Annotated in this window: 16 protein-coding genes; 10 read left to right on the plus strand and 6 right to left on the minus strand. The window is 74.0% G+C overall.

The window, feature by feature from the left end; translation table 11 throughout:
• Positions 1-4: 4 nt before the first annotated feature.
• A complete protein-coding gene (locus tag D6B71_RS18070; protein ID WP_121257659.1) occupies positions 5-2,212 on the minus strand; it encodes a glycoside hydrolase family 15 protein in 2,208 nt (735 codons plus the stop codon).
• A 111-nt stretch (positions 2,213-2,323) separates the two neighbouring features.
• Here D6B71_RS18070 and D6B71_RS18075 point away from each other — a divergent pair, with 111 nt between their 5' ends.
• The 7 genes from D6B71_RS18075 to D6B71_RS18105 all read left to right on the plus strand — a co-directional run bounded on the left by D6B71_RS18075 (position 2,324) and on the right by D6B71_RS18105 (position 9,146).
• Positions 2,324-3,532: a sensor histidine kinase gene (locus D6B71_RS18075; RefSeq protein ID WP_121257661.1), complete on the plus strand. Its 1,209-nt coding sequence runs from the start codon at positions 2,324-2,326 to the stop codon at positions 3,530-3,532.
• Positions 3,529-4,230 carry a response regulator gene (locus tag D6B71_RS18080; RefSeq protein WP_121257663.1) on the plus strand — a complete coding sequence of 234 codons (702 nt, stop codon included), beginning with the start codon at positions 3,529-3,531 and terminating at the stop codon, positions 4,228-4,230. The genes D6B71_RS18075 and D6B71_RS18080 overlap by 4 nt, the downstream gene beginning before the upstream one ends.
• A gap of 135 nt (positions 4,231-4,365) precedes the next feature.
• The gene (locus D6B71_RS18085) at positions 4,366-5,151 is read left to right on the plus strand and encodes an ABC transporter ATP-binding protein (protein ID WP_240641541.1); all 786 of its coding nucleotides are present in this window, start codon (positions 4,366-4,368) and stop codon (positions 5,149-5,151) included.
• 1 nt (position 5,152) lies between these two features.
• A complete protein-coding gene (locus tag D6B71_RS18090; protein ID WP_121257665.1) occupies positions 5,153-7,057 on the plus strand; it encodes an FtsX-like permease family protein in 1,905 nt (634 codons plus the stop codon).
• 51 nt (positions 7,058-7,108) lie between these two features.
• Positions 7,109-8,332, plus strand: coding sequence for a serine hydrolase domain-containing protein (locus D6B71_RS18095; protein ID WP_121257667.1), 1,224 nt, complete (start codon positions 7,109-7,111; stop codon positions 8,330-8,332).
• 70 nt (positions 8,333-8,402) lie between these two features.
• The gene (locus D6B71_RS18100) at positions 8,403-8,807 is read left to right on the plus strand and encodes a nuclear transport factor 2 family protein (protein WP_121257669.1); all 405 of its coding nucleotides are present in this window, start codon (positions 8,403-8,405) and stop codon (positions 8,805-8,807) included.
• Positions 8,808-8,846: 39 nt separating this feature from the next.
• A complete protein-coding gene (locus D6B71_RS18105) occupies positions 8,847-9,146 on the plus strand; it encodes a helix-turn-helix transcriptional regulator (RefSeq protein ID WP_121257671.1) in 300 nt (99 codons plus the stop codon).
• On the opposite strand, the gene D6B71_RS18110 is transcribed toward D6B71_RS18105, so the two are convergent.
• The 4 genes from D6B71_RS18110 to D6B71_RS18125 all read right to left on the minus strand — a co-directional run bounded on the left by D6B71_RS18110 (position 9,143) and on the right by D6B71_RS18125 (position 12,415).
• Complete coding sequence (locus tag D6B71_RS18110; RefSeq protein WP_206051842.1) at positions 9,143-10,117, minus strand: TerC family protein; 975 nt, start codon at positions 10,115-10,117, stop codon at positions 9,143-9,145. The genes D6B71_RS18105 and D6B71_RS18110 overlap by 4 nt on opposite strands.
• A 158-nt stretch (positions 10,118-10,275) precedes the next feature.
• Positions 10,276-10,764, minus strand: coding sequence for a hypothetical protein (locus D6B71_RS18115; RefSeq protein WP_126688313.1), 489 nt, complete (start codon positions 10,762-10,764; stop codon positions 10,276-10,278).
• Positions 10,765-10,896: 132 nt separating this feature from the next.
• A complete protein-coding gene (lhgO, locus tag D6B71_RS18120; protein WP_121257675.1) occupies positions 10,897-12,108 on the minus strand; it encodes an L-2-hydroxyglutarate oxidase in 1,212 nt (403 codons plus the stop codon).
• A 22-nt stretch (positions 12,109-12,130) separates the two neighbouring features.
• On the minus strand, positions 12,131-12,415 hold the full coding sequence (locus D6B71_RS18125; protein ID WP_121257677.1) for a hypothetical protein: 285 nt from the start codon (positions 12,413-12,415) through the stop codon (positions 12,131-12,133).
• Between the two features lie 76 nt (positions 12,416-12,491).
• On the opposite strand from D6B71_RS18125, the gene D6B71_RS18130 reads away from it, so the two are divergent.
• From D6B71_RS18130 to D6B71_RS18140, 3 genes are all read left to right on the plus strand, one after another.
• Complete coding sequence (locus D6B71_RS18130; RefSeq protein ID WP_121257678.1) at positions 12,492-13,880, plus strand: hypothetical protein; 1,389 nt, start codon at positions 12,492-12,494, stop codon at positions 13,878-13,880.
• A gap of 80 nt (positions 13,881-13,960) precedes the next feature.
• Complete coding sequence (locus D6B71_RS18135) at positions 13,961-16,249, plus strand: heavy metal translocating P-type ATPase (protein ID WP_121257680.1); 2,289 nt, start codon at positions 13,961-13,963, stop codon at positions 16,247-16,249.
• 133 nt (positions 16,250-16,382) lie between these two features.
• Positions 16,383-17,621, plus strand: a complete 1,239-nt coding sequence (locus tag D6B71_RS18140) for a flavin reductase (protein WP_121257682.1) — start codon at positions 16,383-16,385, stop codon at positions 17,619-17,621.
• Between the two features lie 26 nt (positions 17,622-17,647).
• On the opposite strand, the gene D6B71_RS18145 is transcribed toward D6B71_RS18140, so the two are convergent.
• Positions 17,648-18,877 (minus strand): MFS transporter, encoded by a 1,230-nt coding sequence (locus tag D6B71_RS18145; protein ID WP_206051843.1) that lies wholly within the window; start codon positions 18,875-18,877, stop codon positions 17,648-17,650.
• Positions 18,878-18,938 lie beyond the last annotated feature (61 nt).

Genomic DNA, 18,938 nt, shown 5'->3' on the forward strand with positions numbered 1-18,938 from the left:
CCGGTCACCGTAGGTAGCGGTCGGCCACCAGTGACTGCCGGTCCACCGGCTCTCCCCGCTCGATGGTCCACGCGAGCCGCACCAGCCCCGCATGCGACCAGACCAGCGGCGTAGCGGCACGTGTGCCCTCGCCAAGCGGGCAGCAGGCCTCGCCCGTCGGCGGGCGGCCGTCCCACACCTGCTCCGAGAGCATGTCGCTGGGTGACGACGCGGCCGCCATCGCGGCGAGGTACGGCGCGCCGTCCTCGCCCGCGGCGACGGCGTACTCGCCGCGCTCCCCCGTCAGCAGCGGCCAGCCTCGGCCGAGCGTCGTGAAGGTGCCGGAGTCGGTGATCTCCCACTGGCCGCCGTCGCGGGTCTCGCCGTAGCCGTCGTGGCTGAACCGGCGCCAGAACCGGCCGTTCGGTGTGTCGAACCCGAGCTCGGCGTCGATCACCGGCAGCGTTGAGAGCACCTCGGGGTCGTCGGGGGCGGTGAGACCCAGCCGGACCAGGTCGAGGAAGCTCGGGTCGACCACCGCACGCTGGTCGATCGACCTCGGGCCACCGTCACCCATCGGGTAGCGGCTCGCCGTGTCCGGCTTGCCGTTCTTCGTCAGACGCAGGAAGTACGGGTCGTCCGAGAGCGGGCCGGTCTCGGTGACGGTCCAGCCCTCGACCCGACGCTGCCAGCGGTCAGCCTTCTCCAGCCAGCGCTTCGCCAGCACCTCCCGGCCCCGGTCGCGGGCCATGTCGGCGGCCACCACCAGGCCGGCGACCTGCGCGGCGATGGTGCTCGGCGAGTAGCCGGACTGGTTCTCCCACCGCTCCTGCGGCGAGTACGGCGCCCGGCGCCCGGTCTCCTCGTCACGGAAGCCCACGATGAACTCGGCCGCCTTCCGCACCCCGCGCCAGGTGCGGTCGTCACGCTTGCCGACCAGCCCCGCCAACACGATCGGCAACGCCACCTCGTCCAGCTGTAGCTCTCCCCAGACCGGGGTGCCGTCGACGGTCGAGTTCTGCGGGAACGACCCGTCGCGCCTCTGCTGCACCCCGAACAGCCAGTCGACGCTGCGCCGAGCGGCGGCCCGGTCGCCCATCGCCCACAGCGCCGTGCCGAACTGGTAGGAGTCGCGCGACCACACCAGGTGGTAGGCGCCCGAGGGCGAGGAGAGGTCCTCCACCTCGTCACCCCACACCCACGGCGCCGAGGGAGAGGCCACCAGCGCGCCCCGGTTCAGCTTGTCCTCGGCGGCGGCCAGCACCAGCGCCGAGGCGAGGTACTCCTCCTCGACCGCAGCGGCGCTGCCCGGCACCGGCCGGAGCCGGTCCAGGTAGCCGTCCCAGCCCTGGTCGTACGCCGCGCTCAGGGCGTCCCAGCCGGTCGACCGGGCGGCGCGGGCGTGGGCGGCGGCGGCGCGAGGCGTGCGTCCGAGACCGAGATGCAGCGTCGCCTCGAGCGGCTGCTCACCCGCAGTGCCGCGCACCCGCGCCAGCTGCACCACGTTGCCCGGGCCCACCCGGCGGTCGCTGCGGTTCAGGGCGTGGTCGTCACGCAGGTCGCGCCACGGGTCGGTGCGGGTGCCGGCCAGCCCACTGGACCGCTTCCCGAGCGAGGGCTCGGCCAGGAGCATCGACGAGACCCCCCGGTCGGTGGCGAGCAGGCCCCGCCCCTTGCTGCGCGCCCGGTCGTCCAGCCCGTTGTTGTCGAGCGCCGGATCCAGCAGTGCGTAGAGGCGGTAGTCGCCCCCGTCGAGCGAGGCGAGCCGCACCCGCACCACCACACTGTCCGAGGCCGGCGACGTGACGTACTCCTCGACGACCTCGTAGCGGCCGTCCCGGTCGATGTTGACCTGGGTGAACCGCAGGCTGCGCGGATCGGGCCGGGTGACCGAGGTGTCGGTGTGCACCGACGTGCGGTCGGTGAACGTCTCCCCGTCGGTGACGACGAGCTCCAGGCTGCGGACACTGGGCGTGGAGAGATCGGGATAGAACACCTCGCTCATCCGCCCTCCCTGGAGCGTGAACCAGACGTTGCTGGACCTGGCCCGCGCGGTGCCGAACCCGGTCTTGTCTCCCTCGGTCCAGGTCGACTTCGCGCCACGGTCGGGTGGCGCAGTGGCCGCCGTGGCGAGGGGCGTGATGGGCGGCGTGATGGTCGCAGCGATCGCGGTGACGATCGTCGTGGTGGCGGTGAGAGCCAGGGCCGCCGTCCCGAGCAGGTGGCGCTTCATGCCCGTCGTCGTACCCAGTGAGCCAGGTCACAATCAATGGGTCCGCGCGGGCTCGTTACGCTCGACCCGCGCCGCCCTCGGGGGCGCTGATCCGACGGCGAAGGGGTGGGTGTGTCGCGAGAGACGCTGAGCCGCTCGCCCGCCGTCGTGTCGCTGGTCTGCGGCGTCCTGTCGCTCGGTCTCCTCGCCGTGGTCACGGCAGTCGGCGAAACGCCCGCGACGCTCCCGTCGCCAGGTGAGGCGGCCTGGTGGGTGGCAGCGGCCGCCCTCTCCGTGCAGGCGGCCAGCCTGACCTGGGCCCGCACCCGACCCGTGCCGGCCCTGCTCGGCGTCGGCCTGCCGATCCCCGTGATGGCGGTGGCCGGGGCACTCGACGCGACCAGCCTGACCTCGCTGGCCGTGGTGGCCGGGGTCTACCTGGCGGCCAGCGCCCACCCGGTCCGGGGCATCGCCTGGCCGCTCGCGGTGGTCGCCGCGGCGATGGCGATCGGCGGCATCGTCGTCGCCCGGGACCTGGACGCTCCCTGGTACGAGGCGGTCGGCGGCCCGCTCGCGCAGGGGCTGGGCACCGTCGGGCTGACCCTGCTGGCCGCGACCTGGATGACCGCCCGCCGTGAGACCCGCGAGGCCCGGGCCGACCAGGTGCGCGCCCTCGCCCGGGAGCAGGAGGCGCTGGTGCAGGCCGCGATCGCGCGCGAGCGCGCCGACATGGCCCGCGAGCTGCACGACATCGCCGCCCACCACCTCACCGGCATCGCGGTGCTGGCCGCCGCGGTCGAACGGCAGATCGACACCGACCCCGGCGGGGCGAAGCAGGCGGTGCACCAGGTCCGCGACCAGACGACCGTGGTGCTGCGCGACCTGCGCAGCCTGGTCGGCCTGCTCCGCGACGGGGACACCGCCGCCGAGCCCCGACCCGAGACCCTGGCCGGCGTCGCCCACCTGGTCGCCGACGTCACCGCCACCGGGCGCCAGGTCGGCCTCACCGTGCTCGGCGACGCCGACGCGATGGGCCGCGAGGTCGGCCCGCTCGCCCAGCTCGCGGCGTACCGTGCGGTCCAGGAGGCCCTGGCCAACGCCGGCCGCCACGCCCCCGGAGCCGTCTGCGAGGTCACCGTCGACGCGCGCCCCGCCGACGCGGTCCAGGTGACGGTCCGCAACGGCCCGGGCACCGGGCGACCGGAGCGACGGGGCGGCACCGGGTTCGGCCTGCTGGGCATGCACGAGCGCGCCCAGCTCACCGGCGCCCAGCTGGAGGCGGGGCCGACCAACGACGGCGGCTGGCAGGTGACCATGCGACTGCCCAGGGAGACCACATGAGCGAGCGCAACACCGGCGCCACGACCGGCCCCGTCATCCGGACCGTCGTCGCCGACGACCAGCCCCTGGTCCGGGCCGGCCTGTCCACGCTGCTCGGCGCCGAGCCGGACATCGACGTGGTCGCCACCGCGGCCGACGGCCACGAGGCGGTCGAGGCCGCCCGGCGACTGCGGCCCGACGTGGTCTGCATGGACATCCGGATGCCCGGCATGGACGGCATCGCCGCGACCCGCGCCCTGTGCGGCCCCGACGTCGCCGACCCGATCCCGGTGCTGGTGCTCACCACCTTCGACATCGACGACTACCTCTTCGGTGCCCTCGAGGCCGGCGCCTCCGGCTTCCTGCTCAAGGACGCCGACCCGGCCGTCCTGGTCCAGGCGGTGCGCTCGGTGGCGGCCGGCAACGGCACCCTGGGCGACACCCTCACCAAGCGGGTGCTCAGCGAGGTGGTCAGCCGCCGGCGCACCCAGCCGGTGACCGCGGCCCGCGGCACCGACCTGCTCACCTCCCGCGAGCTCGACATCGTGCTGCTGCTCGCCCAGGGAATGTCGAACGACGAGATCGCGCAGGCGCTGGTGCTGGAGGTGTCCACGGTGAAGTCGCACCTGGCCCGGATCCTGCCCAAGCTCGGCGTCCGCTCCCGGCTGCAGGCCGCGGTCTGGGCCTACCAGAACCGCATCGTCGATCTGCCGGACTGACCGTCCCAGGCACCGCCCGAGCGGCCCTTGCATCGAAGGATGCAACGCCGCAGGTTCGCTCTTTGTGCGCTCGTGGCGGGGCCCGCCGGTTCCTAGCGTCGTAGTCGTCCCGCCCACGACCTCAGGAGCCCTCCCGTGACCACCTCCGACGCCCCCGTCATCACCCCGTCCATCCCTCCCCCGACCATCACGAGCACGACGACCGCCGTCGAGCTGCGCGAGGTGCACAAGACCTACGCCGGCGCCGAGCCGGTGCACGCGCTGCGCGGCGTCTCCCTCGCCCTGCCCACCGGCTCCTTCACCGCGGTGATGGGGCCGTCCGGGTCGGGCAAGTCCACGCTTCTCAGCTGCGCGGCCGGCCTCGACGTCCCGAGTGGGGGCCGGGTCACGATCGGCGGCCACGACATCAGCACGCTCTCCGCCGACGCCCTGACCCGCTTCCGCCGCGAGCACGTCGGATTCGTCTTCCAGAGCTACAACCTGGTCCCGCACCTCTCGGTCGCCGACAACGTCGAACTGCCGGTCGTGCTCGCCGGCCGCGAGCCGGACCACGCCTGGCGCGCGGAGCTCCTCGACGCCGTCGGCCTCAGCGGGTACGACGAGCGGCGGCCGACCGAGCTCTCCGGCGGGCAGGCGCAGCGCGTCGCGATCGCCCGGGCGCTGTTCGCCAAGCCGACGGTGGTCTTCGCCGACGAGCCGACCGGCGCCCTGGACTCCCGGACCGGGCGCAGCGTCCTGGAGGTGCTGCGCACGACCGCGCAGCGGTTCGGGCAGACCGTCGTGATCGTCACCCACGACCCCCAGGTCGCCGCGGTGGCCGACCGCGTCGTGTTCCTGGCCGACGGACGGGTGGTCGACCGGCTCGACCGCCCGACGGCGGAGCTGGTGCTCACCCGCATGCTCTCGCTGGCAGGTGCCTGACATGTGGCGGCTGGCTCGCTCCAACCTCGCCGCGCACCGCGGCTCACTCACCGGCACGGTCGTCGTCCTGGCTCTCGCCGCGGCGCTGCTGTCGGCCTCGGGTGTCCTCGTCGAGTCCGGCGTGCGGGCCGAGACCGGCCCGACCGGCCCGGGCGCCGCTGACGGCGGCGCCCTGACCGCCCTCGCCAGCTCGTTCATCGGGACCACCGTCCTCGTGGTCGTGCTCGTCGTGGCCGCCACGGTGACCCTCGCCATGCGGCCTCGCCGGCGCGACCTGGCGCTGCTGCGGGCGGTGGGCGCGACCTCGCGTCAGGTGCGCCGGATGGTCACCGCCGAGCTGCTCCTGCTCACCGTGGTGGTCGCGCCGCTGGGCGCCCTGCCCGGGTTGTGGGCCGCACGGCTCGCGACGCCTCTCCTGGTGGACGCCGGGATGGTCCCGGACGACTTCACGCTGACGCTCTCCCCACTGCCCGCCCTCGGCGCCGTCGCGCTGCTCGTGCCGGTCGCCGTCGGCGCCGCGCACCTCGCGGTCCGCGAGACGCTCCGGTCTTCCCCGACGTCCGCGCTGGGCTCGACGCTGGTCGAGCCGGCCGGCCTCGGTCGGGTACGCCGGGTCCTGGCGCTGGTCACGGCCGTCACGGGCGTCGTCGTCGCTGGCACCCCGCTGGTGGTGCCCGGCGCGGTCGGCGGCGCAGGCGCCGCCACCTCCGGCCTCCTGTTGGTGGGCGCCGCCGCCCTGGCCGGGCCGGCGCTCGTGGCGTGGACGTTCGGCCTCTCCGCACGCGACCACGTCGGCGCCCGCCCCGTCCGGCACCTGGCCCGGGCGAACACCCGGGGCTTCTCGCGCCGGCTCAGTGCCGTCGTGGTGCCCCTGGCCGCGGTCGTCGCGGTGGGGACCATCCAGACCAGCACCGGCGACGCGGTCCAGGAGGCCGCGGGCCAGCAGTTGCGCGACGGCCTCCACGCCGACCTCGTGGTCACCGCCGCCGACGGTCTGAGCGCAGATCAGGTCGCCCGGATCGAGGCCGACCCGGCCGTCGACGAGGCGACCCCGCTGAGCTCGCTGACCGTCCGGGTCCGCACCGACGAGGAGGAGATCGGTGCGCTCGAGGGGCTCTCGTGGGAGACCGGCCCGATGCGGGTGCTGCCCGCCGGTGGCGCCGCGGCGTACGACCCCGGCCTGGTCGACGGCTCGCTGGACGCCCTGGAGGACCCGGACACCGTCGCGGTGAGCACCGACGCCCGGCTGCTCAACGGCGCCGGCCTCGGCGAGAGCGTCACCGTGCGCCTCGGCGACGGCGAGACCACCGAGCTGCGCGTGGTCGCGGTCTACGACCGCAGCCTCGGCTTCGGGGACTACACCCTCGGCGCGGCGACGCTGGCCGACCGGGGGCTCGAGCAGCCCGCCGACACCGTGCTGGTCACCTCGTCACGGCCCGATGTGCTCGCCGACCGGCTGGCGACCTCGGGCCACCAGGTGAGCACCGTCGCGGACTACATCGAGGCCGCCACCGCGACCAGCGCCGGCGAGCAGCGGCTCTCCGCCGCGCTGCTGCTCGCCCTGCTCGGGTTCTTGCTCGTCGGCGCCGCGAACGCGCTGGTGATGTTGACCGCCGGACGCCGCCCGGAGTGGCTGCTGCTCGGCCGCATCGGCGCCACCCGGCGCCAGCTGCTCCGGCTGGCGACGCTCGAGTCGCTGGTGACCGCCTCGGCCGCCGTCGCGATCGGCACCCTCTCGGTCGTCCCTGCCCTGCTCGGCGTCTCGTTCGGCCTGCTCGGCGCGCAGGTGCCCGCCGTCGACCTGACCACGTACGCCGCACTGGTCGCGGTCGTGGTCCTGGTCAGCCTCGCCAGCACCGTCCCGACGGTCGCCGCCCGGCTCGGGCGCAGCCGCGTCCCCGCCTGACCGGTGGTCGAGCCTGCCGAGACCCCCACCCCGACTATCGAGGAACACACCATGTCCCTGCGCCCCACCACCTCACTCGCCCTGACCGCCCTGACCCTGGCCCTCCCCCTCGCCCTGACCGCGGCGACCAGTGGAGTCCAGGCGGCCACGCCCACCGGAGCCCGGACCTCACAGACCGCGAAGCCGGACGACCCAGCCAACGCAGACAAGCCGGACAAGGCCGCCGCCGCGATCCAGCGCAGCCTCGACCGCCTGGTCAACCGTTCGGGATTCCCCGGGGCGGCCGCCACCGTCCGCGGCAGCGACGGGAAGGTCCGCACCTACCGCGCCGGCGTCGGCGACCTCGAGACCGGCGAGCCCATCGCCCGCGACGCGCGGGTCCGGATCGCCAGCAACACCAAGACGTTCACCGCCACCGTGGTCCTCCAGCTCGCCGCCGAGGGGGAGGTCGCCCTCGGCGAGCCCGTGGAGACCTACCTGCCCGGCGTCGTCCGCGGCCACGGCAACGACGGGCGGCGGATCACCGTGCGCCAGCTGCTGCGGCAGACCAGCGGGCTCCCCGACTACGACAGCCTGGTCATCGACGCGGGCGGCACGCTGCGCTCGGTCATCCACCAGTACTACGAGCCGTACGAGCTCGTCGACGCCGCGCTCGCCGAGAGGCGACGGTTCGCGCCCGGCTCGGACTGGGAGTACAGCAACACCAACTACGTGCTGCTCGGCCTGCTCGTGCAGCGGGTCACCGGCCGGCCGATCGGCGAGGAGGTGGAGCGCCGGATCATCGAGCCGCTCGGCCTGGACGACACCTACTGGCCGCACGAGGGCGAGCAGCGGATCCGCGGCACCCACCCGCGCGGCTATCTCGCCGACGAGCCCGGCGGTGAGTGGCACGACGTCACCCGACTGGACCCCGCCATGGGCTGGGCCGCCGGTCAGCTGATCGGCACGCCACGCGACCTGGGCCGCTTCATGGAGGGTCTGCTCGGAGGAGAGCTGCTCCCGCCGGAGCAGCTGCGGGAGATGAAGCGGACCGTGAAGGCGCCGCACTTCGACGCGGAGCCGGGCTGGCGCTACGGCCTGGGGCTGGCCCGCCACCGGCTCGACTGCGGCGTCGTCGGCTGGGGTCACGGCGGCGACATCCAGGGCTTCGAGACCCGCAACCTGGTCACCGCGGACGGGCGCTGGACCGTGGTCGCGGTGAACGCGCTGCCCACGGACCTGGAGATGGTGGCCGCGGTCAGCCGGGCGGTCGAGACCGCGATCTGCCGCTCCTGACTGCTGTGGCGCGCGACGCGGCCGTCCTGCTATCCATAGCCTGCCCGTGCAGCCCGACCAGAGGATCGCGATGACGACGCAGCCCACCGAGACCGACCCGTTCACGGCCTTCCGGGCGGCGGTGGAGAGCCGCGACATGGCGGGTGCCGCGTCGCTGTTCGCCGAGGACGCGACCTTCTGGTCCCCGGTCGTGCACCAGCCCTACGTGGGCCGCGACGCGATCGCGCTCATCCTCAGTGGCGTCGCGCAGGTCTTCGAGGACTTCCGCTACACCGCCTCGTACGCCGACGACTCGGGCGACGACGGCACCGAGGGGCACGTGCTGGCCTTCACCACCCGGGTCGGCGACCGCGAGCTGCAGGGTGTCGACATCCTGCGCAGCTCCGGCGGGCGGCTCACCGAGCTCACCGTGATGGTCCGGCCCTACTCTGCCGCGACCGCCCTTCGGGAGCGGATGGCCGCACTGCTCGCGTAGCACCCAAGCCCGAAGGTGACTTCGCGTAGCCTGCTTCGCATGAGCGGGTCGGGGTGGATGTTCCTGTCCAACCACGGTCACGTGCTGGTGGCGCTGGCCCGCGACCCCGGCGCCCGGATGCGCGACGTGGCCGACGCGGTCGGGATCACCGAGCGGGCGGTCCAGCAGATCGTGCGCGACCTCTCCGAGCAGGGCTACCTGCACAAGGAGAAGGTCGGCCGCCGCAACCGCTACGCGGTGGTCCGCGGCGCAACCTTCCGGCACGAGCTGGAGGCCGGGGTCACGCTCGGTGACTTCCTCGATCTGGTCGTGCCGGAGGGGCGCCGCGGCACCCCCTAGCTCCCGACGGCGACCTCGTCGCCCTCGACCGCGGGCGCTTGGTCCCGGGTGGCCCGCAGGCTGGCCACCACGGCGATGGCGATGCTGGCGGCGATCACGCTCAGTGACAGCCAGATCGGGACCTTGTAGACGTCGAGCAGCAGCATCTTGACCCCGACGAAGACCAGGATCGCGGCCAGGCCCGCCTTGAGGTGGACGAAGCGGTGGATCAGGTCCGCGAGCAGGAAGTACATCGCCCGCAGCCCGAGGATCGCGAACGCGTTGCTGGTGAAGACCAGGAACGGCTCCTGGGTGACGGCGAAGATCGCGGGGATCGAGTCGACGGCGAAGATGATGTCGGTGGTCTCCACCAGGACCAGCACGGTGAACAGCGGGGTGGCCACCCACGTGCCAGCCTTCTTCACCCAGAACTTCTGCCCGTGGAACTCGTCGGTGCTGGGCACCCAGCGCCGGACCAGCCGCAGCACCGGGTTGCGGGAGGGGTCCATCTCGTCGTCGCGGTGGCGGAACATCTTCCAGCCGGTGAACACCAGGAACGCGCCGAAGAGGTAGAGGACCCAGGCGAAGTTCTCGATCAGCACCGCACCGCCGGCGATGAAGATCGCCCGGAACACCAGCGCGCCGAGGACGCCGTAGAACAGCACCCGGTGCTGGTACTCCCGGGGGACCGCGAAGTAGGTGAAGATCAGCGCGAAGACGAAGACGTTGTCGACCGCGAGCGACTTCTCGATCAGGTAGCCGGCGTAGTACTCGCCGCCGGCCTGGGCGCCGTACGCCCACCAGACGACGCCGCCGAAGGCCAGCCCCAGCGTGACCCACACCGCCGACCAGACCGCCGCCTCGCGGACCGAGACGACGTGGGCGTCGCGGTGGGCGAAAAGGTCGACGGCCAGCATGACGAGGATGACGGCGAGCACCGCGACCCACGCCCAGAACGGAACATCCATGACCAGCACCTCCAGCGTCCGCACGCGGCGGACCGTTGGAGGTCTCCCCCGCCTGCCGGCCGGAGCCGGGAGGCTGACGCACCGGGCCGGGCAGGGCCGGCCGGACTGACGGTGACGTCACGAGCGGGGTACTCCCCTCGTGCGCTTGATTATTCACGAATCACAGTTCGCTTTTCAAGTTGCTAGGGACGGTACAGCTCGGACACCTGGACGACGCGGGCGCCGACGATCCACACGGCCACGCTCAGCTGCCGCCGTGTCGCGACGCTCACGAGCTCGGCGCAGGTCACCGGGTGGTCCCGGAGCGGCTCCCGGTACCCGACCCGGATGATGCCGCTGCACACGGTGCCGCGCGTGAGCACGAGCGGGCGGGCCGCGCCGTCCGGGACGTCGCGGTAGTCGTTGGAGAACGGGTACTCCTCCTGGTGGGCTCGGGCCCACGCCCGGCCTTCGGCGTCATTGCCCAACGTGCGGAACGGCCGCAGCACCAGCGCATCCGGCGTCCCGGCCAGCCAGCCGGTCTCGGGCACCGCGTCGGGGCATCCGGCCCGCCGCCGCGGGAAGCCGCCGCCGGGGTCGCACGGCAGCCGCTGCTCGAGCGAGGTCGGCGGAGGCGGCGTGGACGCGGACGCGGCCGGTGCCACCGGGCGCGCGCCTGGCTCGGGGTCCATGGCCTCGCTGCAGCCTCCCAGCACGGAGGCGGCGACGCCCACCCCCACCCCCCACCCGACCAGCCGCCGGCACCTCATGCCGGTGGGACGCCCGCAGCAGCCCGAAAGTTCAGGTAGTGGGTCCGGTCAGGCTCAGCCCCGTCGGTTCAGCATCTCCTCGACGACGTGCTCGGCGATCGCCAGGCTCGAGGTGGCCGCCGGCGAGGGGGCGTTGCGGACGGCGGTGACGCCGTCGGCGTGGGTGATCCGGAAGTCGTCGACGAGGGTGCCGTCGCGCTCGACCGCCTGGGCGCGCACGCCAGCGCCGCCGCGGACGACGTCGGTGGCGCCGATCGCGGGCACGTAGCGCTGGGCCGCGCGCATGTAGGCCCTCACCGACACCGACCCGCGCACCTCGGCGATGCCGGTGCGCCAGTTGCCGCGGGCCAGGTGCCAGGCTCCGGGCCAGGTCGCGATGTCGCGGACGTCGCGCCAGGACAGGTCGCTGCGCCGGTAGCCCTCGCGGTGCAGCGCCAGCACGGCGTTCGGGCCGACCTCGAGGCCGCCGCCGACCCGGCGCGTGTAGTGCACGCCGAGGAACGGGTAGCGCGGGTCGGGCACCGGATAGACCATGCCGCGCACCAGCTCCTCCTTGGCGGCGTGGACCCGCATGTACTCGCCACGGAACGGGATGATCCGCGGCCCGTCCCGGCCGTCGACGAGCCGGGCCAGCCGGTCGGCCTGCAGCCCGCCGCAGAGCACCAGCCTGTCCACGGCGTACCGCTCGTCGCCGGTGCACACGACCACACGCCCACGCTCGCGGGTCAGGCCGGTGACCTCGGCGCCCAGCAGCACCTCTCCCCCGGCAGCGCGCACGTCGGCAGCCAGCGCCTCGGCGATCGCGACGTAGTCGGTGATCGCGGTGGCGGGCGAGTGCAGCGCGGCCAGCCCGGCGGCGTGCGGCTCGAGCTCGCGGATGCCGGCGGCGTCGACGCGCCGCAGCCCGGGCACGCCGTTCTCGGTGGCGGTCCGCTGCAGGGCGTCGAGGCGGCCGAGCTCGTCGGCGTCCACCGCGACCACGAGCTTGCCGCACTCGTCGTACGCGATGCCGTGCTCGGCGCAGTAGTCCCTCAGCAGGTGCCGGCCGCGGGTGCACAGGGTGGCCTTGAGGCTGCCGGGCCGGTAGTAGATGCCGGCATGCACGACGCCGGAGTTGTGGCCGGTCTGATGGGCGGCGACGCGGTCCTCCTTCTCGAGGACGACGACGCGGGTGCCCGGCCTCCGCCTGGTCAGCTCGCGGGCGACGGCGAGCCCGACGATGCCGCCGCCGACGACGCCGATGGTCTCCCCACTCCCGGCCTGCATCCGCTCCTCCTGCCGCCCGCGGTCAGCGCAGCTTCTCCTCCATGATCCGCCCCATCGCCTCGAAGTGGTCGGCGACCCGGCCCCACAGCTCGACGTTGCGCCGGCAGTTGTCGGCGGCCCCTTGGAAGAACGTGGCGAGCTCGGAGTCGTCGAGCTGCTCGAGCAGTGCGGTCTCCATGTCCGCCAGAGCGCTCACGTCGCGCAGGGCCTGGTTGGCCTCCATCACTCCGAACGCGTGGCTGCGGAACGCCTCCCGGTCGGGCGGCGGCAGGCGGTCGACGAAGGAGCCCTCGGAGGAGTCGGTCATGCCTCGATCGTGCCTGGGCGGCCAACTCGGACGCCACCCAGGTGTGAGGGCCGCTGCCGGGGGAAGGGTGCCCGATGTGCCCCGCCACCGTCCGGCCACGAGCGCACTCCCGTGCCTTATCGCCTGTCTCCTCGCTGTTGCGCTGTCCGCCTGCTCCGGCGACGACCGCGAAGGTGGTGCCCTGGGACCGGCCACCTCCATCGACGGGGTCGCCGCCGCCGAGTCGGTGCCCTACTCCGACGACCGGGAGGTCGACTATCTCCGGGTCACCCTCGAGGAGGGCTTGGACGACGGCGAGGTGCGCGCCACGGTCGCCGCCCTGCGGAAGAACCTCGACGAGGCCTACGAGTCCGGCGAGGGAAACCCCGACTCCCTCCAGGTGCTCTTCGACGGGTTCAGCGTCGACCTCTTCTCCCGGTCGGTGACCTCCCCGGACCCCAGGCTCGAACGCGCCCTGTGGCTGCGCGAGGACGGGCGGGCGACCTGGGCCGGCACGGGGCCGCACTTCCGGCCCAGCCACGATCTGGCCCGGTCCGACTCCGGCACCCTCGTCCTGGCGCCGGTGCGCGACGTCGCCGGCCTGGCCCTCGCCCTCGAGGACGCCGTGCCCTCCACGGAGGAGATCCGCGAGCCGCTCTTGGTCGGCTCTCCCGACGGCTCGATGCGGATCGAGTGGAGCAACGTCCGCGGCGCCCTCGACCAGGACGCCGTGCGCGCCTTCGTCGCTCTTCAGCGCCGGCTGCCGGGCACCGCGGGATGGTACGACGACACCGACGGCACCCTCGGCGTGCACCTCGCCGCCGACGACATCTCCTTCTCCCGGATGATCGCCGGCGGCCCGCGACTGCTTCGGTCGTTCGGGCCGCTCGAGCTGAGGGAGGTCGGCTGGGGGCCGCTGCGGGCACGCACCTTCGCCGACCTGCGCGAGCTCCACGAGGAGCTGGGCCCTGACCTCGATCGGCTGCTCGCGCTGCCCGGTGTGCTCGCCGTCCGCTCTGACGGGGTCGAGGTGGCCGACTACGACACCCTGGTCGCCGTACGCCGCATCGTCGACGGCCGCCCGGTGGCCCTGGTGCGGGAGCCGAACGACCTGATCGGCTTCGCCCCCGACCCGGTGGTGACAGTGAGCGCTGCCACCCCGCCCCGACTGACGCGCGCCTACCGGCTGATCGCCGGCATCGATGGCGTCCGGCAGCTCGACGACACCCTCGTGCTCGAGCGTGGCATCAGCGACGCCGCCCTGACGCAGGTGCTCACCGAGGCCGCGCGCGTGGGCGTCGGGACGAACGGGATGACCGTGCAGGTCGGCGACCCGCCGATCCTGCGGACCAGCACCGCTCCGACGGTCGTGATCCTCACCGCCGACGGCTTCGAGCCACTGCCGGAGGAGTGGCCCGCCCCCGACCCCGCAGACGTCGAGCGGCTGACCGAGGCGTGGGCCGACGTGCGAGCCGACGTCGGCTGACCGGCGAGCCGGGACGAAGGCCTGACCGACAGGGCCGAAGGCCCCTGCGCGGCCCGGATGCGTGGTGCGAGGCTGGCGACGTGGATGCGCTGAGGGCGCGCCTCCCGCTGGTGGTGTTCGCCGTGTCGACGGCGCTGCTGGCGATCGGTGGGGCGCTGTGGACGACCGACAGCGACGCCGCCGCGGAGGGGTTCTGGCTCGTCGGCGCGTCGCTCGGCCTGATCTCCTCGCTGACCTCGACCATCGCCGCCGTACGCCGGCACCGGCCGACCGTCGACGTCATCGCGGTGCTGGCCCTGGTGGGGGCGCTGCTCGTCGAGGAGTTCTTCGCCGGTGCGGTGGTGACGGTGATGCTGGCCACCGGCCAGCTGCTCGAGGCGCGCGCCGAGGCCCGCGCCCACCGGGAGCTCGGCCTGCTGCTGGAGCGGTCGCCGCGCACCGCGCGGCGTCGGACGGGCGGCACCGTCGCCGAGGTGCCGGTGGCCGAGGTCGCCGTGGGCGACCGGCTGCTGGTGCGCGCCGGAGACGTCGTCCCCGTCGACGGCCGGCTGCTCGGCCCGGCAGTCCTCGACGAGTCCGCGTTGACCGGCGAGCCGCTGCCGGTGGAGCGACCGGCCGGGGAGACCGCCCGCAGCGGAGCGGTGAACGCGGGCGACCCGTTCGACCTCCTCGCCACCGAGACCGCCGACGCCTCCACCTACGCCGGCCTGGTCAGACTCGTCGAGCAGGCCCAGGCCTCGACCGCGCCGTTCGTGCGGATGGCCGACCGGCTCGCCGTGCTGTTCGTCCCGTTGACGCTGCTGCTCGCCGCCGGGTCCTGGGCGTTCAGCGGCGACCCGGTCCGGGCGGTCGCGGTGCTGGTCGTCGCGACGCCGTGCCCCCTGCTCCTGGCCGCGCCGATCGCCTACATCTCGGGCCTGTCCCGGGCTACGAAGGCCGGCGTGGTGATCAAGGGCGGCGCCACCCTGGAGCAGTTGGCCGCAGCCGAGATCGTGCTCTTCGACAAGACCGGCACCCTCACCCAGGGCCGCCCCAAGGTCGTCGACGTCGCCGTCGCGCCGGGGATCGACGCCACCCGGCTGGTGCAGCTGGCGGCCTCGCTCGACCAGATGTCGCCGCACGTGCTGGCCACCTCGATCGTGGCGGCCGCGCACGCCCGGGGGCTGGTCCTGGAGGAGGCCACCGGGGTCGTCGAGGAGCACGGCTACGGCCTCAGCGGCCGCGTCGGCGACCAGACGGTGGCGCTGGGCAAGCGCGCCTGGATCGCTCCGGAACCTGCCCCCGAGTGGGTGCAGCGGGTCGGCCGCCGCGCCGCCCTCGACGGGTCGCTGACCGTGTTCGCGGCCGTCGACGGACAGCCGGCGGGCGCCTTCCTGCTCGAGGACGTGGTCCGCCCCGACGCACCACGCATGGTGCACGCCCTGCGCCAGGCCGGCATCGGCCGGGTCGTGCTGGTCACCGGCGACCGTGCCGACACCGCCGACACGATCGGCCGGATCGTCGGCACCGACGCGGTCCGCTCCGAGTGCGACCCGGCCGAGAAGCTCGCCGTGATCGAGGAGGAGCGTCTGGCCGGCCCGACGATCATGGTCGGGGACGGCGTCAACGACGCCCCGGCCCTCGCGGCCGCCGACGTCGGGGTCGCCCTGGCCGCGCGCGGCGCCACGGCGTCGTCGGAGGCGGCCGACGTCGTGCTGACCGTGGACCGGGTCGACGCCCTGGCCGACGCGGTGCTGATCGCGCAGCGGTCGCGGCGGATCGCCCGCCAGGCCGTGTGGCTCGGGATGGGGCTCTCGCTGGCGGCGATGGTGATCGCGGCCATTGGCTACCTGCCGCCCGCCGGTGGCGCCGTGCTCCAGGAGGTCATCGACCTGCTCGCGATCGGGCTCGCCCTGCGCGCGGTGCTGCCCGGCCGCACCCACACCGTGGTGCTGTCGTCCGAGGACGTCGCGATGGGCCGGGTGCTGCGCGCCGAACACGACGCGTCGCTGGCCGTGGTCGAGGAGATCCGGGCGGTCGCCGACGGTCTCTCCTCCCCCGGCGCCGACCTCGAGCCGGCGCGACGGCTGCTGGTCCGGCTGCGCGGGGACCTGCTGCCCCACGAACGCGCCGACGAGGCGCAGCTGGTGCCGATCGTGGCCCGCGCCCTCGGCCCCGGCACGACGTACGCACTGACCCGCACGCACGCCGAGATCGAGCACCTGGTCTCCCGGGTGGGGCGGCTGCTCGAGGAGTGGCCGAGCGGCCCGTCACAGCCGGAGGACCTGGTCGAGCTGCGACGACTGCTCTACGGGCTGTACGGCGTGCTGCGGCTGCACAACGCCCAGGAGGAGGAGATCGCGTTCAGCCTGCTGCCGGCGCAGGCGTGACGCCGAGTGACGTGGACGGCAGGCCGATCGCGGTCGCGGACCTGCCGTCCACGTCACTCGCGATGATGGGCAGTGTGCCGCAGTGTGGCATGGGCCACTTGAGCCGGGCGGCGCCCCGGCGCACCGTGCAGGGGTGGACACCGCAGAGCGCACCCTCATCGACCCCACCCACTTCCGCGAGGTGATGGGCCACTACCCGACCGGAGTCGCGGTGGTGACCGGCGTCGTGGACGGCGAACCGGTCGGCATGGTCGTCGGCACCTTCAGCAGCGTGTCGATGGACCCGCCCCTGGTGGCGTTCATGCCGCAGGTCGGTTCGCGCACGTGGGACCGGCTGACGCTGGCCCCCGCGCTGTGCGTGAACGTGCTCGCGCACGACCAGCTGGAGCTGTGCCGGACGATGGCGGTGCCGCGCCCGGACAAGTTCGACGGCGTCGACTGGGTGCCGTCGACGCTGGGGGCGCCGGTGCTGACCGACGCAGTGGCGCACGTGCACTGCCGGCAGCAGTCGGTGGTGGAGGCGGGCGACCACTGGATCGTGCTGTGCGCGGTGGAGGGGATGGAGGTGACCCGCCCGGCGACGCCGCTGCTGTTCTTCCAGGGCGGCTACGGCGGCTTCTCCCCCGCCGGGATGGCGGCGAAGGCCGACGCCGAGCTGATCACGGCCGTGCGCCTGGGCGACCGCGCCCGGCCGCAGGTGGAGCGGCTGGCCTCGCGGCTGGAGTGCGAGGCGGCGGCGCTGGTCGCGATCAGCCCCGACGAGCTGACCACGGCGGTGAGCGCCTACGGCGGCTCGGCGACGATGGTGGAGCCGCTGGGCCAGCGGGTCCCGCTGATCCCGCCGATCGGTGAGGCGTACGTCGCCGGGGCGGCGCCCGAGGTCGTCGAGCGGTGGCTGGCCAAGGTCGGCCCGAACGAGCCGGGGCTGGTCGAGTGCTACCGGAGCCGGCTGGCCGCGGTGGCCGAGCGGGGCGTGGCGTTGAGCATGGTGGGGCCGGGTGCGCGCAGCGACTACCAGCGGCTGCACGAGGCGCTCGCGGAGTACGCCTCGGGCGAGCTCACCCCGGCGCGGGAGCGGGCGGTGCGGACGGTGCTGGCGCAGACCCGCCACTTCTTCGACGAGCTCGACGTGCTGCCCGACGAGACCTACGACGTCGGCGCGGTCGTCGTACCGGTGCACGGGCCGGACGGCCGGGTGGCGATGGTCCTGCGGATCACCCAGCTGCCCGCCGGCATGCCCGGCCGGGTCGTGAACGGCTGGATCGAGGAGCTCCGCACCGCTGCTGGGTGCGTCGAACGGGACCTGGTCGGTCGTGGCGCGCAGCAGGCGTCGGACTACCGGGACTGGTGGGAGGCCGACTTCCCGATGTGAGGGCGCGACCACCCGGGCCACGACGGTCAGACCGGAGCTCGCGCGTTCCTGAACGGGGTGGCGGCGAGACCGACGGCGACGAGGGCGAACGCCGACGCCGCGACGAGGAGCATCGACCGGACGCCCACGGCGTCGGCCAGCACACCGGCGATGGGCGCCACGACCACCACGACGGCCCGGTTGATCGACCGCAGTGTCGTGTTGGTGCGGGCCTGCAGCTCGTCGGGCGTGACGAGCTGCCGGTAGCTCATCTCGTGCGAGTTGCTGATCCCCATCGCCAGCCCGTAGAGCCCTTGACCCAGCCCCAGCACCCCCACGGCGTACGCCGACTCGCCGGCGAGCAGCATCGCCACCACGGCGGCCGTGGTGACCAGGTGGCACAGGATGATCGTCCGGCCGGTGCCGAGCCGACGGCCGACCGAGGTCGTGACCGCGGCGCCGAGCACGGCGCCGATGCCACCGGCAGCGCCGACGACCCCGAACTGCGCCGCCCGGAGGTCGAGCACGAGGAACGCGTAGGGCGCCAGCACGACGCCGACGATGGCGTTGCCGACGAACCAGGCGTGCGTCGCGATCGCCAGGGTGCGGAGCCCTGAGCGTCCGTAGGCCCAGCGGACGCCGTCCGCGATCTCGCCGGCGAGGGCGCGAGCAGTGACCCCGGTGCGTGGCGGCGGCTCGTCCAGCTCGATCCGGCGCAGCGTAAGCGCGGAGTAGAGGTAGGTGGCCGAGTCCAGGAGGACCGCGAGCGGCGCTCCGACGGCGCTGACGAGCACGCCACCGATCGCAGGCCCCGCTGTCGATGCCACCGCGTCGGCGCCGTCGACCCGCGCGTGAGCGGGCTGCAGCTGGCCCGGCTCGACCAGGCGCGGCAGCAGCGACATCGTCGCTGCCATGTTGACCACGGCGGCGGTCCCGTAGGCGAAGACGATGGCCAGCAGCACCGGCAGCGGGAGCAGGTCCCCCCACCACAGCACCGGGATGGCCAGCAGCAGGACAGCCTGGGCGACGTCGGTGCGAATCATCAGCGGGAGCCGGCGCCTGCCGTCGACCAGGGCTCCCACGACGAGCCCGAAGACCAGGTAGGGCAGCCACCGCGCGGCGTTCAGCCACCCCACGTGCGTAGCGGTCCCGTCGAGGGTCAGCACGACCAGCGCCTGCAGCGCGAACAGCGTGACGTAGGTGCCCAACCCCGAGACCGCCGCAGCGCGCCAGTAGTGCAGGAACGGCCGGGAGATGAAGACCCCGCCCTCGCTCACGCGCCGCAGTCTTCCATCCATGTGCCGAGTGACCCGTCAGATGCTCGTGGGGGTGTCCAGC

The sequence above is a fragment of the Nocardioides ferulae genome (assembly GCF_003660455.1).
Classification (GTDB): Bacteria; Actinomycetota; Actinomycetes; order Propionibacteriales; family Nocardioidaceae; genus Nocardioides; species Nocardioides ferulae.